We start from the raw sequence: 14936 nt of genomic DNA on the forward strand, positions 1-14936 counted from the left end.
ATGCTGAATGTTTCATATAAAGTCTGCGGGAGCGGCGCGAACGCCGCTCCCGGATGGCTATTCGGCCGGGCTATTGGCTTCGACGGCCAGGCCCAGGGCGGTGATCAGGCCCGCCGGATTGGCGGCAGCGGCCATCAGCACCAGCAGCGAGGTGGGCGACGCCGGCGCCACCTTGACTTCAAGGCTCTGCGGATCGTCAAGGAAGGTCGAGACCGGGGGCACGATCAGGTCGGCCAGGGCCGGCACGCCCGACTCGGCGATCATGCTCGGCAGGCTGGCCTTGAGGCCTTCGACGAACGTGGCGCGATCGGCGCCGGACTGGGCGGCAAAGAAGTCCAGCAGCTTGCCGGCCAGCGAGGCATCGTCATAGCGCACCGAGGTGCCCACGATATTGACGCCCTGCATCAGCGCCATGCCACTCATCATCTGGGCCTGCGCCTGCTCTTCGGTCATCTCGCCGCCATCGCCCATTGCGGCCTGCATGGCATAGATCTGGTCGAGCACGTCCGGCGTGAGACCGGTGAGATCGGTGGTGAGGTTGAGCGCACCCAGATCGGCGAAGTCGAACAGGAACTCGTTGAGCACAAGATGGCCATCGGCCATCGACCAGGTCATGTCCTGGGTAATGTCGCCGCTGACCGTGGTGAGTCCGAGCGACTCGATCACGGCGCCGGCGGTCGCGTCTTCCTCGCCGACCGTGGAGAGGTCGAGCCAGATGCCGCTGATGGCCAGGGTCGAGCTGAGGTCGGCCAGGTCAGCGCTGCCCTGGGCTGGGTTGAAGGTGGTGGTGGCTTCCATCGCATCGACGGAGATGACTTCCACCCCGTCGCGGGTGACGGACAGCGGACCGGTGCTGATCGACTGCACCAGCTGCAGCAGCGCCACGGCAGGGATGGTCTCGCCGGCGGGTAGGTAGAGGCCTTCGGCGCTGATATCGCTCAGGGTCAGGTGGCCCACTGGCTCGGGCGCACTGGCAAATTCGGTGTCGATATCGGGAATGGTCACCGAGTGGGCGGTGTAGCTGCCGTCAGCGCCTTCCACGACGCCGCTGAAAGTGATTTCCGTGTCGAAGGTCATCGGCTCAACGCCCGCTTCGGGCTCGAAGCCGACCGTCACGCCATCGACCGTGATGGTGTCGCCATCGAGGGTGGCCGCGCCGAAGCTGAAATCATAGCCGATGGTCTTGTAGACTTCCGCCACGCGATCGACGAAGGCCTGGGCCTCCAGCGCCATGGCAGGGCCCATCAGGGCGGTGGTCGCAACGCCGCTGAGCAGCAGCAGGCGGGCGGTCTGGATTGTCCTCATTGTCATCTCCGGCACTTGTTCTGGTTTGTTTTGTCGGGGTGGGCGCATTCGACAGTAGAACCAGCGCCATATGATGGCAGATGGCCCGCTGAGCGTTGAATTGCAATAGATTCTGGTCACAAATCGGCCCAGCATTTCTATTGTCGGTTTATTGCGTCATAACGATGTATCCCCAATGAATGACCCGTTCAGCTCCGCTCGTGGTCAAGGAACTGGCGATAGGCGGGGTTGTTCGTCTCGTCCCAGTAGGGAAAGCCCACGGCCTCGATATGGGCGATGAAGTCGGCATGCGTCGCCGCCGGCACCTGCACCCCCACCAGCACGCGGCCATAGTCGGCACCATGATTGCGATAGTGGAACAGCGAAATGTTCCACTCGTCATTGAGCCCTTCGAGAAACTTGAGCAGGGCGCCGGGTCGTTCGGGAAACTGGAAGCGATAGACCACTTCGTCGCGCAGGTCGTTGACCCGGCCGCCCACCATGTGGCGGACATGCAGCTTGGCCACCTCGTTGTCGGTCATGTCGGTGACGCCCAGGCCATGCTTTTCCAGCATGGCGATGATCTCGTGCTTTTCCGTATCGCCCTGCGTCAGCTTGATGCCGACGAAGATCTTGGCGGTGGCGCCGTGGGCGAAGCGATAGTTGAACTCCGTGATGGCGCGCTGCCCGAGCAGGCGGATGAAGGCGCGGTAGCTGCCCGGTCGCTCGGGGATTTCGACGCTGAGGAGCGCCTCGGCCCGCTCGCCGATCTCGGCGCGCTCGGCCACATAGCGCAGCCGGTCGAAATTGACATTGGCGCCCGAATTGATGGCGATCAGCGCGCCCGCCGGCGCCTCGCCCCGCTCCACCTGCCGGCGCAGCCCGGCCAGCGCCAGCGCCCCGGCCGGTTCGGCAATGGCCCGCATGTCATCGAAAATGTCCTTGATGGCGGCGCAGATCTCGTCGGCCGTGACGGTAACGATGTCATCGAGCAGCTCGCGGCACAGCCGGAAGGTCTCGGTGCCCACCTGGCGTACCGCGACGCCATCGGCGAACAGCCCAACCTGGTCGAGCGCCACCGGATGGCCGGCGGCAATGGCCGCCTTCATGCTGGCGGCCTCTTCGGGCTCGACGCCGATGACCCTGATATCGGGGCGCAGGAACTTGACGAAGGCGGCGATGCCGGCGGCGAGGCCGCCCCCGCCGACCGGTATATAGATGGCGCCGACTTCGCCCGGATGCTGGCGCAGCAGCTCCATGCCGATCGTGCCCTGGCCGGCGATGACATCGGGGTCATCGAAGGGATGCACCACGACATAGCCATGCTTGGCCGCGAGCTCGGCGGCATGCGCGCGGGCGGCGTCGAAGCCGTCGCCGAACAGCACGACCTCGCCCCCCAGCCGGCGCACCGCATTGATCTTGATGACCGGCGTCGTGGTGGGCATGACGATGACGGCACGGATGCCCAGCCGCGTGGCCGACAGCGCCACGCCCTGTGCGTGATTGCCCGCCGAGGCGCAGATGACGCCGCGGGCGCGTTCGGCGGCGTCGAGCTGCGCGATGCGGTTATGGGCGCCGCGGATCTTGAAGGAGAAGACCGGCTGCATGTCCTCGCGCTTGAGCAGCACCTCCCGCCCCAGCCGGGCGGACAGCAGCTCCATCCGGTCGAGCGGGGTCTCCTCGGCCACTTCATAGACCGACGAGGTGAGGATGCGGCGGACATAGTCCAGCATGGGCAGGCACTCCGATTGCTGGGGGTGTTGGATGCCCGGCGCACGGTTTTGTCAATCGGGCGTGCGGAAGCGCCGCCTGGAGCGCGGTTTTCACAAATGGACGGACCCCGAGGCGGATGCCGCCTCTGGAAATTTAAAAACGAGACGACAGCCGCCTCGGGGCGCCGGTTTTTGGAACAGTCCCGGTTATCGCGCCGCATGATCGCTCGCCATGCTGCGGCCGGATCTCGAACCTGCGCGAGAGGCAAAGCCCGCGCCCGGCTCACCCCGCCACTGTTCGCCTGCAGGCCGCCCATGCGGAGTGATGGGGAGGATTGTGCCACAGGTTTTGGGGAGGGGGATAATTGGGTGCTTGATGGTGCAGTCGACACCCTCCCCCTTGCGGGGAGGGATCAAGGGTGGGGGTGTGTTTGGCCCGGATATCGGGACCAACCGTCACCCCCTCCTACCTCCCCCATCAAGGGGGAGGTTTCGCTCCACTCGCGGGCGCGACCCAGTCTCATCCGCTGAACTGCCCTCCGCACCCGTCCAAGCATGGGGTTGCGCGGTGGATGGGGCGCCATGCCTCTACAACTTCGATGTCATCGCGCCCTTGCGCCGGGATCCATCCTGAGATGCCTGGTCCTGCCGCCAGGTGTGTCACTCTCCCCACAACCGACAGCACTCAATCAAACGATTGATTGAAGAAGGATCTTGAGCTATAGGGTCTGCCATTGTCTCCTGGATACGCGCATGATTTCCGACCTTTCCCATAGCTCCAAGCGTGAAAGCGGCGATGACCGACGGCTGGCCATTGCCGCGGCGGCGCGGGCCATCATCATCGAGAAGGGCCTCGAAGGTCTGCGCATGCGCGACATTGCCGCGCGTGTCGGCATCAATATCGCGACGCTGCATTATCATGTGCCCTCCAAGGAGGCGCTGGTGGCTTTGGTGGCGGAGAGCCTGCGCAGCGATTTCCGGGCGCAGTCGGAGCGGCGCTCGCGCGTCGGCAAGACCGCCCTCGAGCAGTTGCGCATGGAGTTCGAGGATTTCCGCGAGACCATGGAAGACAATCCCGAACTCATCGTCGTGCTCACCGAAATGATCGAGCGCGGCCGCCGCGACCCGGCGATCGGGGTGATCGTGGCGCCCATGTATGATTTCTGGCGGCACCAGTTTGCCGACATCTTCCGCCTCGGCACCGCCGATGGCTCGTTCCGCGCCGACCTCGATCCGACGGCTGCGGCGCTCATCACCACGGCCGCGCTCTCCGATTGCCGCCGGCAATGGACCCAGTTTCGCGTTTCGCTTGCCGCCGTCACGGCCGAGCTGGAACGCGCCTTCGTTATTCAAACAAATTCATCGCAAGGAATGTCCGATGTCCGCTGACACCCATACTGCCGGAGCGCCGGCCGCTCCCGATCCGCGCCGCTGGCTGGCGCTGTTCGTCCTGCTCATTGCCAATTTCATGAACCTGATCGACGTGACCATCGTCAATGTGGCGCTGCCTTCGATGCGCGACGGCCTGGGCGCCACCGACAGCCAGATCGAATGGGTGGTTGCCGCCTATATCCTGGCCTTCGCGCTTGGCCTGCTGCCCTTTGGCCGTCTCGGCGACATCCTGGGCCGCACCAGGCTCTTTCTGTGGGGCGTGGCCGGCTTTACCGCCGCCTCCGCCCTGTGCGGGCTGGCGCCTAATATCGAATTCCTCATCATCGCCCGCGTCATCCAGGGGCTGGCCGGGGCCATGATGACGCCGCAGGTGCTGGCCATCGCCACGGTGACCTTCCCGCCCCATGAGCGGGGTCAGGCCTTTTCGCTGTTCGGCCTGTCCGCCGGCCTCGCCTCGGTCTGCGGCCCGATCCTGGGCGGCGTGCTGATCTCCGCAAATCTCTTCGGCATGGACTGGCAGCCCATCTTCCTCGTCAACATTCCCATCGGCATTGCCGCCATCATCGCCGGCTGGTTCCTCATTCCGCGCCTGCCCGGCCATGGCGCCCTCCGCAACGACTATGTCGGCATCGGCCTCTTCGGCCTGGGCATATTGGCGGTGGTCTTCCCCATCATCGAGGGCCGCGCCTATGGCTGGCCGCTTTGGGCCTTCGCCATGATGGCAGCCGGCCTCGGCCTGCTGGTGGCCTTTGTGCTCTGGACGCGGCGCCGTGCCGCCATCGGCGCCCCGCAATTGCTGAACTTCGACCTGATCACCAATCGCCAGTTCATGTTCGGCGCCTTCGTCATCACCGTCTTCGCCTCGGGCATTCCGGGCATGTTCATGGTGATCTCGCTGCTGCTGCAGGGCGGTTTCGACTTCACCCCGCTGCAATCGGGGCTGACCAATACGCCCTTCTCGGTCGGCGTGCTCATCGCCTCGGTCATCGCCGGACGCTTCGGCGCCCGCTACCTGCGTGCGCGCCTTGCCACCTCTGGCGCTTTGCTGGTCATCGGCATCGGCTGGCTGCATTTCTACATTGCCGGGGTGAGCGACAGCATTGACAGCCTGGCCTTCCTGCTGCCGCTGCTGATTGCCGGTATCGGCCTCGGCCTGGGCTTTTCCTCGCTGTTCCAGCTGGTGCTGGCCAATGTGCCGCCGCGCGATGCGGGCTCGGGCTCGGGGGCGCTGCAGGCCTTCCAGCAGGTGGGCGGCGCGCTCGGCGTGGCCTTTATTGGCGAGATCTTCTTCAGCAACCTGGGCGGGGCCTTCGCCACCGGCGCCAGCCAGCATGCCGCCTTTGCCGGCGCCTCGAGCCTGGCGCTCTGGTATGTGGTGGGCAGTTTCGGCCTCGTGCTGCTGATGGCGCCCCTGTTCAAGCGCCCCGGCGGGCATGGTCCGGGCCGCGCCGTCCCGGTGCAGCCCACCCTGGTCGAGGCCTAGCCTCCGCCCAAAAGCAAAGGCCGCCCGGTGGGGCGGCCTTTTTGATTCCGATTGGCTGGAGCCTAGAACTTCCAGGCCAGACCCGCGCGCACCACCGAATTGCTCGGCTCGCTGGTGCGGCCCGCCGGGCCGGGCACCGTGTTGACGCCATAATGGGTCCAGGTCGCGTTGAGGCGCGCCATCAGGTTCTGGGTGACCATCATGTCGACGCCCAAGCCGAGCTGGAAGCCGCCGGCGGTGAATTCCGAGCCGGCGCCAAGGGCAGGCGACATGTCGAACCGGCCCCAGGAATAACCCACCGTGCCATAGGCCAGCACGTTGCTGGCCACTGGGTAGCCGAGCGTGGCGCGCACCGCGGCATCCCACTTCAGCGCGCCATAGTTGAGGCCGTTATACTCGAACTGGGTGGCGACATTGTTGACTTCAGCATCGACGCCCAGCACCAGCCAGTCATTGAGCTGATAGCGATAGCCGGCAAAGACACCGGCGCTGCCGCCGATATCGCCCAGCAGCTGCTCGGTGGCCGGCGGCGTGGCGATCACCGTGTTGGTTTCATGGCTCTTCATGCCGATCAGGCTGCCCTGCGCACCCAGGTAGAAGCCGTCCCAAGCCGAATAGCTCGGCTGGTACATGCCGCTGGTGACGACCGGCGCCACCATGGACTGCGCCTGCGCCACGGCGGGGAGGCCAAAGGTAGCGGCGACCAGGCTCGCCGCCAGTGTGATCTTGGAACGCATGCTAAACCCCCGGAAATTACTGTCTAAAATTTGCCACGACTTGTCCGCATCGGGCTATGCCAAATGCGCCACACCCCCGTCAAATCGACGGGAGTGCGGCCCATGGTTAGCGAACGATGAGCGTGCCGGCGCCGAACTCGGTGAAGAGCTCGACCAGCACGACATGCGGCATCTTGCCATTGAGGATGACCACGCCCTCGACGCCGTTTTCCAGCGCTTCGAGACAGGTCTCCACCTTGGGGATCATGCCGCCCGAAATGGTGCCGTCGGCAATCAGCTCCTTGGCCTCGCGCACGCTGAGCTCGGGAATGAGCTTGCCGTCGCGGTCCAGCACGCCGGGCACGTCGGTGAGGAACAGCAGGCGCTTGGCGCCGAGCGAGCCGGCAATGGCGCCGGCAAAGGTGTCGGCATTGATATTGTAGGTATTGCCGTCCCGGCCCGGGGCAACCGGGGCGATGACCGGGATCATCTCCGAGCGGGCCAGCAGGTCGAGCAGGGTGCGATCAACTTCCACCGGCTCGCCGACAAAGCCCAGGTCGAGCGCTTTCTCGATATTGGAGGTCGGGTCCTTGACCATCTTCACGGCCTTTTTGGCAAAGACCATGTTGCCGTCCTTGCCGCAGAGGCCAATGGCCCATTCGCCCTCGGCATTGATCAGCGCGACGATTTCCTTGTTGATGGAGCCCGCCAGCACCATCTCGACGATTTCCATCGTCCGCGCATCGGTGACGCGCAGCCCGCCCTCGAACTTGGATTCGATGCCGAGATTCTTGAGCATCAGCGCGATCTGTGGCCCGCCGCCATGCACCACGATCGGATTGACCTTGGACTGCTTGAGCAGCGCGATGTCGCGCGCAAAGGCTTGGCCGAGCTTGAGATCGCCCATGGCATGGCCGCCATATTTGACCACGACGGTCTTGCCCTCGTAGCGCTGCATATAGGGCAGCGCCTGCGCGAGGATGCCGGCATCGTGGCTGAACCGGTCGTTCGATGAAGTCTGATCTGTCATGGACGGACCCATTCTGTTGGCAAGGCGGCACTGAGACCGCAACGGGTCTAGAGCATCAATGCGCAAAGGAAAAGGCGGTTCTGGGCAAACGCACTGATCCAATTTGCTTTATGCTGCGTTGTGGACCAGCCATGTATCGCACCGGGCAAGGGCGAGCAGCTGGCGCCGAGGAGATCACCGATAGCCATGTCCGTCATGCAGACGCCGTCCGCAGACATTGCCGACCTGATTGCGCGCTGTGCCTTGCGCGACCGGGCCGCCTTCCGCATTCTCTACGAGCGGACCAGCGCGAAACTCTTCGGGGTAACGCTGCGTATCTTGAAGGACCGCTCGGAAGCCGAGGAAGCCATTCAGGAAGTCTATGTGAAGATCTGGCAGCGCGCCGATCGCTATGTTGCCGGCAATACCAGCCCGATCAGCTGGCTGGTGGCCGTGGCGCGCAACCATTCGCTGGATATACTGAGGGCCCGCCGGCCGCCTGCGGACGATATTGATGTGGCGCTGGAAATCCCTGACAGCGGTCCGACCCCCGAACGGGCGACCGAGGACAGCCAGGAACGGGGCCGCATCGAGCACTGCCTGGGCACGCTCGAACCCGATCGTGCCGATGCCGTGCGCGGCGCCTATCTCGATGGCTATAGCTACGAGGAACTGGCCAGCCGTCACGCCGTGCCGTTGAATACGATGCGAACCTGGCTGCGCCGCAGCCTGATCAGATTGAAGGACTGTCTTTCGGCATGAGCATGAGCGACGACAGCAGTAGCGACTATGCCGGACGCAATGCGCTCGTCGCCGAATATGTGCTTGGCCTGCTTTCGGCTGCCGAGCATGAGCGCGTCGGCCGGCTGATCGAGAACGACCAGGCCCTGCGCGCCGAGCGCGACTTCTGGGTGAACCGCTTTGCCGCGCTCAACAGCGAATATGAAGAGACCCCGGTTCCCAGCCATATCTATGCCGCCATCGAGGCCCGTGCCTTTGGCGATCTCGTCAAGCCGCGGCCGGTGCAGTCGCTCTGGAACAGCCTGATGGTGTGGCGCGGCATCGCCGCCGGTGCCCTCGCCGTGGCCGTGGCCGCGGTTGGCTTCAATCTCATGCAGCCCGCGCCCGATGTCGGCGCGCTGACCACCCAGCTCGTCGCCGCGCTGGAAGAAGAGGGCAGCAATGTCAAATTCGTTGCGCTCTATGATGGCAGCGGCAATGTGCGGCTGACCGCGCTGTCGGGCGAAGCCGTGCCGGACAAGGATTTCGAGCTCTGGGCCATTCAGGGCGACAATGCCCCCATTTCCATGGGCGTCATTCCGGTCAACGAGCGCAGCGCGGTGACCATCTCGCCCGAAGTCATGGCGGGCTGGGGCGAGGGCTCGGTCCTTGCCATCACGCTGGAACAGGCCGGCGGCTCGCCCGATGGCAACCCGCATGGCCCCATCGTCGCCAAGGGCGCCGTTACGAAGATCTAGTTCGTCTGGATCACCAAAAAAGAAATAAAAACGCAGACGCCAAAAGCAGCGCCGCAGACCAGGCAAGGTCTGCGGCGCTGTTCATTAAGTCTATGAAAAATCTAAAAAAATCCAATTTTCTCATGCGCCCGTCGATTATTTTCGGCCGATGCGAAACAATCTGAAACTTTGCCGGAAAGCTGCCGTTCCTTCGCATGTCCCAGCCGAACAATGGGAAAGAAACACAGGAAGGAACTATCCAATGAATCTCTCTCTTCGCGCTCTCTCCGTTGCCGCCATGCTGACCGTCGCCTCGATCGGTGGCGCAATGGCCCAGGACAATCCTGAAGTTGGCGGCGCTGCCATGTTTGCCGACAAGAACATTGTCGAAAACGCCGTGAACTCTGCCGACCACACCACCCTGGTTGCCGCTGTCCAGGCTGCTGGCCTCGTCGAGACCCTGTCGGGCGAAGGCCCGTTCACCGTGCTCGCTCCGGTCAATGCCGCGTTTGACGCGCTGCCGGCCGGCACGGTCGACACGCTGCTGCTGCCCGAGAACAAGGAAATGCTCTCCACCATCCTGGCCTGCCACGTGATCCCGGCCAAGGCACTCTCCACCGACATCGTCGGCATGGTTGAAGCTGATGGCGGCGAGCATGTCGTGGACACCGTGGGTGGTTGCAAGCTGACCCTCAAGGCCGCTGACGGCAAGGTCACCGTGACCGACGAGAATGGCACCGTTGCCAACGTCACAATTGCCGACGTGATCCAGTCCAACGGCGTCATCCACGTGATCGATGCCGTGCTGACCCCCAAGTCGGCCATGTAACCAAACGGGGCGCCGCTTCGAATGGCGCCTTTGAGAGGGGTCGCGCCCTGCGACCTCTCACCATAACTTGACGTGCCATTGCCTTGCCCGAGGATCTACACTGGCCGTCAAATCCGCCCCGCGCCGCCGCCCGCATTTCCCTCCTGCGGTCCCGGGCGCGGGGCAACTTCTGAAAGGAAGACCACATGGCAATCGACCGTCGCAACGTGCTCCTGGGTGGCTCGGCCATCGCCGCACTCGCAACCTTTGGCCTGCTGCGTCCCATGGCGTCGGTAGAGGCTGCCGAAGGCGATTTTCCCTTCAAGCTGACCGACGAAGAGTGGAAGGCCAGGCTCGACCCTGCCGCCTATGACGTGCTGCGGCACGAGGGCACCGAGCGCCCGTTCACCTCCCCGCTCAATGACGAAAAGCGCGCCGGCACCTTCCTCTGCGCCGGCTGCGACCAGCCGCTCTTTGCCTCCGAAACCAAATATGACAGCGGTACCGGCTGGCCGAGCTTCTACACCTTCATCGATGGTGCCCTGGGCACCTCGGTCGACAACACGCTGTTCATGCAGCGCACCGAAGTCCACTGCTCCAATTGCGGTGGCCATCAGGGCCACGTCTTCGAAGACGGCCCCCAGCCCACCGGCCTGCGCTATTGCATCAATGGCGTGGCGCTGAAGTTCGCGGCGGCGTAACAGCCCGACGCAAGCGGTACTTGCCTCTCCCTTCGGGGGAGAGGTCGGCGCGCAGCGCCGGGTGAGGGGGCCTTCCCCTCGCACGGTTCCCGGAGAGGGCCTCCCAAGGGGACGACCTCTCCCCCGCGCGACAATCATGCTTTCGCGGGAACGACGGGGTAGGGTATAGGGGCGTATCGACCTCCCACCTTGTGTTGTCCTCATGAAACTCACCATCATCCAGACCGGCGAAGTGCCGGCGCCGTTGCGCGGCCGGTTCGGCCCCTATCGCAAGATGTTCGAGGCCATGTTCGATGCCACGGGGCAGGGCTTTTCCTATGACATGGTGCCGGTCTCGGACGGCGCGCCCTTTCCTGATCCCGGCCAGCTGGATGGCATTGTCATCACCGGCTCGGCTGCCGGCGTCTATGACGACCTGCCCTGGCTCGATCCGCTGCGCGCCTTCATCCGCAAGGCCTATGGCAGCAACACGCCCATGCTGGGCGTCTGCTTCGGGCACCAGATCATGGCCGATGCGCTGGGCGGGGACGTTCGCAAGTCGGAAAAGGGCTGGGGGCTTGGCCGGCACCGCTATGGCGTTGCCGCCCGGCCCGACTTCATGCGCAGCGCGCCGGGTACGCTGGCCGTGGCCTGTTCGCATCAGGACCAGGTCATCGTGCCGCCGGCCGAGGCGCAGGTGATCCTCAGGTCCGATTTCACGCCCAATGCGGGCCTGGCCTATCGCAATGGCGCGGCGATGAGCGTGCAGCCGCATCCCGAATTCACCGACGACTACACCATTGCCCTGGCCGAGCTGCGGCGTGGCAAGGCGCCGGACAATGTGGTGGAAACTGCCGTCTCCTCCATTGCCACGCCGTCCCAGAGCGCCGACCTTGCGGGCTATATCGGGCAGTTCTTCAAGGGGCGGTGACGTGGGGGTCGTGGCTGAGCAGATTTCAGCGGTCGATTCGTATCTTGATGGTCTCCAGCATGCCCGCAAGCCCGAGATCGAGGCCCTACGCCGGCTGATCCTGGATGCCGTTCCCGGGCTGGTCGAGCGTATCAAGTGGAATGCACCCAGCTTCGGGCCTGGCGAGGATGACCGCATCACCATGCGGCTCCATCCCGGGGACCGGCTGCAGCTGATCCTGCATCGCGGCGCCAAGGCCGGCGCCGACGACTTCTTTCGTTTCGAAGATCCGGCAAAGCTGATCGCCTGGGCCGCGCCGGACCGCGGCGTCCTGACCTTCAGGGACGCGGCCGACCTCCAGGAAAAATCCGCGGCGCTGCCCGATATCCTGCGCCGCTGGGTGGCCTGCACGACGCGCTAGGCACTGCACCTCGCCCCAAAGGGAGAGGCAAGAAAACTCAGCTCTCGAGCAGCATCGCGATTTCGGTCCGCAATTCCCGCAGCCCGTCGCCCTTGTGCGACGAGGTCAGGATGACATGGGGATGCGCCGCCGGGCGCTTGGCGATGGCGGCCCTGGTCGCGGCGATGACCTTTTCGAGATCCTTGGCGAGCGGCTTGTCCGCCTTGGTGAGCACCACCTGGTAGCTCACCGCCGACTTGTCGAGCTCGTTCATCACCGTCAGGTCATTGTCCTTGGGACCATGGCGGCCATCGACCAGCACATAGACCCGGCGCAGGGTGGCTCGGCCGGTGAGATACTGGTGGATCAGCTTGGTCCAGGCGCGCACCTTGTCTTCCGGCGCCTTGGCATAGCCATAGCCGGGCATGTCGACAATGCGCAGGTCTTCGCTCTGGCTCTCGAAGATGTTGAGCTCCTGCGTGCGGCCGGGCGTGTTGGACGTCCGTGCCAGCGCCGAGGTGCCACAAAGGGCGTTGATCAGGCTCGACTTGCCCACATTGGAGCGCCCGGCAAAGGCGATCTCGACCTTGTCCATCGGGGGCAGGTCGGCGATGCGCACGCAGCCCTTGATGAAGAGGAACGGCCGCGCGAACAGCAGGCGGCCACGTTCGATCATATCAGGTGCGTAATCGATGTCGGTCATGCTTGTGCTCGCTTCGAATTGAGCGCTTCCGGGAAAAGTGGTCACCGGTTTTCCGGTTCGGAAGCGCGACCAGACAAATAGTAAGCCCGCCGGAGGTGTCCGGCGGGCAGTAGCATGATTGATCGTTTGTGGCGATCAGGACTTGGTCGGCTCGGCAGCCTTGGGCTTGCGCTTGAAGCTGTCGAGGATATTGCCCAGCAGATTCACCTCGGCGCCATGGCGCTTCATGATGAACCACTGCTGGGTCACCGACAGGGTATTGTTCCAGGCCCAGTAGATCACCAGGCCCGCCGGGAACGTGCCCAGCATGAAGGTGAAGATCACCGGCATCCAGTTGAAGATCATCGCCTGGGTCGGATCGGGCGGCGGCGGATTGAGCTTCATCTGCACCCACATGGTGATGCCCATGATGACCGGCCAGATGCCCAGATGCAGGAAGCTGCCGATGATGGGCAGGACGGTTGGATCCCACGGGATCAGGCCGAACAGGGTGAAGATATTGGTCGGATCAGGCGCGGCCAGATCCTGGATCCAGCCGAAGAACGGCGCATGGCGCATGTCGAGGCTGATGAAGATGACGGTATAGAGCGCGAAGAAGACCGGGATCTGGATCAGGATGGGCCAGCATCCGGACAGCGGATTGATCTTCTCCTTCTTGTAGAGCTCCATCATCGCCTGCTGCTGGGCCGGGCGGTCTTCCTTGAAGCGCTCCTGGATGGCCTTCATCTCCGGCTGCACGCGACGCATGGCGGCCATCGAGGCATAGGAGCGGCTGGCCAGCGGGAAGAACAGCGCCTTGACGATAACGGTCACGGCCAGCACGGCGACGCCGAAATTGCCGATAATGCCGTTGAGGAAGGTCAGCAGGTAGTACATCGGCTTGGTGATGAAGAAGAGCCAGCCCCAGTCGATCAGCAGGTCGAGGCGGTCAAAGCCATATTGCTGCTGGTAGGAGGCGATGACGGCCTCTTCCTTGGCGCCGGCAAACAGATAGCTCTCGTGGGTCGCCGTCGCGCCGGGTGCGACCACCACTGGCGTCGTTTCCACGAAGCTCGTCTGGTAGTCGTCATAGCTGCCGGTATTCTTCCACGAGAACAGCGCATTGATGGTGGCACTGGGCACGGGCAGCACGGCGGTGGCCCAGTATTTGTCGGAAATGCCCAGCCAGCCCGTGGTGTTGTCGAAGCGGACCTGCTGGTCGTTCTGCAGGTCGCTGTATTTCTTCGAGATCATGTTGTTGCTGCCCAGCACGCCATGCGGGCCTTCATGCTGGATGAAGAAATTGGCGACCTGGGGCGTGCCGTGGCGGGCAACGCGGGCATAAGGGAACAGGGCCACATCGCCTGCGCCGGTATTCTCGACCGTCTGGGTGACGGTGAACAGGTAGTGCTCGTCGACCGCGAAGGTGCGGCGGAACACGAGGCCCGCGCCATTGTCCCAGCGCAGGGTGACTGGGGTCGCCTCGGTCAGCGTGGTGGCGTCGCCTTCCGGCGTCCAGACGGTCTGCCCGTTGGGCACGGCAATCGAGGCGCCGGCGGCGGGCACCCAGCCCTGCTCGGCAAAATACGCGCCGGGGGCGCCGGCCGGGGTCAGCAGCGTAATGATCGGGGAATCGGGATCGACCGTCTCGCGATACTGCTTGAGCTCGAGGTCGTCGAGCCGCGCACCGGTGAGATTGATCGAGCCATGCAGGTCGGTCGTGTCGATGGCAACGCGCTGCGTGGCGGCAATGGCGGCCGCCCGGTCGGCATAGACCGCGCTGCCATCGGCGGCGGGCGCCGCGGTGCCATCGGCGCTGACCGTGGCGGCGGGCGTTGCCAGGGCGGCCTCGCTCTGCGCCTGTTCGGCGGCAATCTGGGCCTGCTGCTGGGCGCGTTCCAGCTGCGGGCCGGCGACGAAGAACTGCCAGCCAAACAGCACGACCATGCTGAGCACGATGGCGATGATCACATTGCGATTGTCGGTCATTGTCTGGGTTTCCGTGGGCCGCGGCCGGAAGAGTGTCGCTGGTCTGTCGATCTGGGAGCGTGGACGCGCACGATCAGCGCGCCCAGATCGGCAACCAGCTTGGCGAAGGGTTCGCTCAGCGCTTCCCTTCGTCCGACCAGCACATAGTCATGGTGAGGAGCAAAGTCACGCGCGCATGCTGTCACAGCCGCGCGAAGGCGGCGTTTTATGCGGTTGCGTTCGGGAGAATTGCCGGTTTTCTTGGTGACGGTGAAGCCGACACCCGGCTGCGCGTCCTCGGACGCGATCGCCTGCAGCCCAAACGCAGAGCGCCCGGCGCGATTGCCCCGGGCAGCCCGTTGAAACTGGGAACGCTTGATCAGCCGACGCAGCGCGTCAGGCCTGTGCCCGATGGCCGTCATCCGGCCACGGCGC

15 protein-coding genes are annotated in these 14936 nt (G+C 64.4%); 8 read left to right on the forward strand and 7 right to left on the reverse strand.

Annotation, left to right across the window (positions count from 1 at the left end; genetic code table 11):
• Positions 1 to 57: 57 nt before the first annotated feature.
• The gene (locus tag ACLI1C_RS03230) at positions 58 to 1305 is read right to left on the reverse strand and encodes a hypothetical protein (protein WP_411395418.1); all 1248 of its coding nucleotides are present in this window, start codon (positions 1303 to 1305) and stop codon (positions 58 to 60) included.
• 188 nt (positions 1306 to 1493) lie between these two features.
• Complete coding sequence (ilvA, locus tag ACLI1C_RS03235) at positions 1494 to 3017, reverse strand: threonine ammonia-lyase, biosynthetic (RefSeq protein WP_411395419.1); 1524 nt, start codon at positions 3015 to 3017, stop codon at positions 1494 to 1496.
• A gap of 732 nt (positions 3018 to 3749) precedes the next feature.
• Here ilvA and ACLI1C_RS03240 point away from each other — a divergent pair.
• Both ACLI1C_RS03240 and ACLI1C_RS03245 read left to right on the forward strand, forming a co-directional pair.
• Positions 3750 to 4385, forward strand: coding sequence for a TetR/AcrR family transcriptional regulator (locus ACLI1C_RS03240; protein WP_411395420.1), 636 nt, complete (start codon positions 3750 to 3752; stop codon positions 4383 to 4385).
• Positions 4375 to 5871, forward strand: a complete 1497-nt coding sequence (locus ACLI1C_RS03245) for a DHA2 family efflux MFS transporter permease subunit (RefSeq protein WP_411395421.1) — start codon at positions 4375 to 4377, stop codon at positions 5869 to 5871. Before ACLI1C_RS03240 ends, ACLI1C_RS03245 begins: the two co-directional genes overlap by 11 nt.
• 62 nt (positions 5872 to 5933) lie before the next feature.
• Here ACLI1C_RS03245 and ACLI1C_RS03250 read toward each other — a convergent pair whose 3' ends face one another.
• Positions 5934 to 6608 (reverse strand): outer membrane protein, encoded by a 675-nt coding sequence (locus ACLI1C_RS03250; RefSeq protein WP_411395422.1) that lies wholly within the window; start codon positions 6606 to 6608, stop codon positions 5934 to 5936.
• A 106-nt stretch (positions 6609 to 6714) separates the two neighbouring features.
• On the reverse strand, positions 6715 to 7617 hold the full coding sequence (argB, locus tag ACLI1C_RS03255; RefSeq protein ID WP_411395423.1) for an acetylglutamate kinase: 903 nt from the start codon (positions 7615 to 7617) through the stop codon (positions 6715 to 6717).
• Between the two features lie 186 nt (positions 7618 to 7803).
• Here argB and ACLI1C_RS03260 point away from each other — a divergent pair, with 186 nt between their 5' ends.
• The 6 genes from ACLI1C_RS03260 to ACLI1C_RS03285 all read left to right on the forward strand — a co-directional run bounded on the left by ACLI1C_RS03260 (position 7804) and on the right by ACLI1C_RS03285 (position 11872).
• Positions 7804 to 8358, forward strand: a complete 555-nt coding sequence (locus tag ACLI1C_RS03260; RefSeq protein ID WP_411395424.1) for a sigma-70 family RNA polymerase sigma factor — start codon at positions 7804 to 7806, stop codon at positions 8356 to 8358.
• Positions 8355 to 9074 (forward strand): anti-sigma factor domain-containing protein, encoded by a 720-nt coding sequence (locus ACLI1C_RS03265; protein ID WP_411395425.1) that lies wholly within the window; start codon positions 8355 to 8357, stop codon positions 9072 to 9074. Before ACLI1C_RS03260 ends, ACLI1C_RS03265 begins: the two co-directional genes overlap by 4 nt.
• Before the next feature lie 277 nt (positions 9075 to 9351).
• Positions 9352 to 9882, forward strand: a complete 531-nt coding sequence (locus ACLI1C_RS03270) for a fasciclin domain-containing protein (protein ID WP_411398199.1) — start codon at positions 9352 to 9354, stop codon at positions 9880 to 9882.
• Positions 9883 to 10067: 185 nt separating this feature from the next.
• A complete protein-coding gene (msrB, locus tag ACLI1C_RS03275) occupies positions 10068 to 10562 on the forward strand; it encodes a peptide-methionine (R)-S-oxide reductase MsrB (protein ID WP_411395426.1) in 495 nt (164 codons plus the stop codon).
• Positions 10563 to 10764: 202 nt separating this feature from the next.
• Positions 10765 to 11472 carry a type 1 glutamine amidotransferase gene (locus ACLI1C_RS03280; protein ID WP_411395427.1) on the forward strand — a complete coding sequence of 236 codons (708 nt, stop codon included), beginning with the start codon at positions 10765 to 10767 and terminating at the stop codon, positions 11470 to 11472.
• 10 nt (positions 11473 to 11482) lie between these two features.
• The gene (locus tag ACLI1C_RS03285) at positions 11483 to 11872 is read left to right on the forward strand and encodes a DUF1801 domain-containing protein (protein WP_411395428.1); all 390 of its coding nucleotides are present in this window, start codon (positions 11483 to 11485) and stop codon (positions 11870 to 11872) included.
• 37 nt (positions 11873 to 11909) lie between these two features.
• On the opposite strand, the gene yihA is transcribed toward ACLI1C_RS03285, so the two are convergent.
• The 3 genes from yihA to rnpA all read right to left on the reverse strand — a co-directional run bounded on the left by yihA (position 11910) and on the right by rnpA (position 14923).
• Positions 11910 to 12554, reverse strand: coding sequence for a ribosome biogenesis GTP-binding protein YihA/YsxC (gene yihA / locus ACLI1C_RS03290; RefSeq protein WP_411395429.1), 645 nt, complete (start codon positions 12552 to 12554; stop codon positions 11910 to 11912).
• Between the two features lie 135 nt (positions 12555 to 12689).
• On the reverse strand, positions 12690 to 14522 hold the full coding sequence (gene yidC / locus ACLI1C_RS03295) for a membrane protein insertase YidC (protein ID WP_411395430.1): 1833 nt from the start codon (positions 14520 to 14522) through the stop codon (positions 12690 to 12692).
• Positions 14519 to 14923, reverse strand: a complete 405-nt coding sequence (gene rnpA / locus ACLI1C_RS03300) for a ribonuclease P protein component (RefSeq protein WP_411395431.1) — start codon at positions 14921 to 14923, stop codon at positions 14519 to 14521. Before rnpA ends, yidC begins: the two co-directional genes overlap by 4 nt.
• Between the last annotated feature and the right edge of the window lie 13 nt (positions 14924 to 14936).

Source organism: Devosia sp. XGJD_8 (assembly GCF_046614475.1).
Taxonomy (GTDB): Bacteria; Pseudomonadota; Alphaproteobacteria; order Rhizobiales; family Devosiaceae; genus Devosia.

Coding starts and splice junctions, on each gene's coding strand:
- ACLI1C_RS03230 (WP_411395418.1), bottom strand. CDS start 1,305: ATGAGGACAATCCAGACCGCCCGCCTGCTGCTGCTCAGCGGCGTTGCG.
- ilvA (WP_411395419.1), bottom strand. CDS start 3,017: ATGCTGGACTATGTCCGCCGCATCCTCACCTCGTCGGTCTATGAAGTG.
- ACLI1C_RS03240 (WP_411395420.1), top strand. CDS start 3,750: ATGATTTCCGACCTTTCCCATAGCTCCAAGCGTGAAAGCGGCGATGAC.
- ACLI1C_RS03245 (WP_411395421.1), top strand. CDS start 4,375: ATGTCCGCTGACACCCATACTGCCGGAGCGCCGGCCGCTCCCGATCCG.
- ACLI1C_RS03250 (WP_411395422.1), bottom strand. CDS start 6,608: ATGCGTTCCAAGATCACACTGGCGGCGAGCCTGGTCGCCGCTACCTTT.
- argB (WP_411395423.1), bottom strand. CDS start 7,617: ATGACAGATCAGACTTCATCGAACGACCGGTTCAGCCACGATGCCGGC.
- ACLI1C_RS03260 (WP_411395424.1), top strand. CDS start 7,804: ATGTCCGTCATGCAGACGCCGTCCGCAGACATTGCCGACCTGATTGCG.
- ACLI1C_RS03265 (WP_411395425.1), top strand. CDS start 8,355: ATGAGCATGAGCGACGACAGCAGTAGCGACTATGCCGGACGCAATGCG.
- ACLI1C_RS03270 (WP_411398199.1), top strand. CDS start 9,352: ATGCTGACCGTCGCCTCGATCGGTGGCGCAATGGCCCAGGACAATCCT.
- msrB (WP_411395426.1), top strand. CDS start 10,068: ATGGCAATCGACCGTCGCAACGTGCTCCTGGGTGGCTCGGCCATCGCC.
- ACLI1C_RS03280 (WP_411395427.1), top strand. CDS start 10,765: ATGAAACTCACCATCATCCAGACCGGCGAAGTGCCGGCGCCGTTGCGC.
- yihA (WP_411395429.1), bottom strand. CDS start 12,554: ATGACCGACATCGATTACGCACCTGATATGATCGAACGTGGCCGCCTG.
- yidC (WP_411395430.1), bottom strand. CDS start 14,522: ATGACCGACAATCGCAATGTGATCATCGCCATCGTGCTCAGCATGGTC.
- rnpA (WP_411395431.1), bottom strand. CDS start 14,923: ATGACGGCCATCGGGCACAGGCCTGACGCGCTGCGTCGGCTGATCAAG.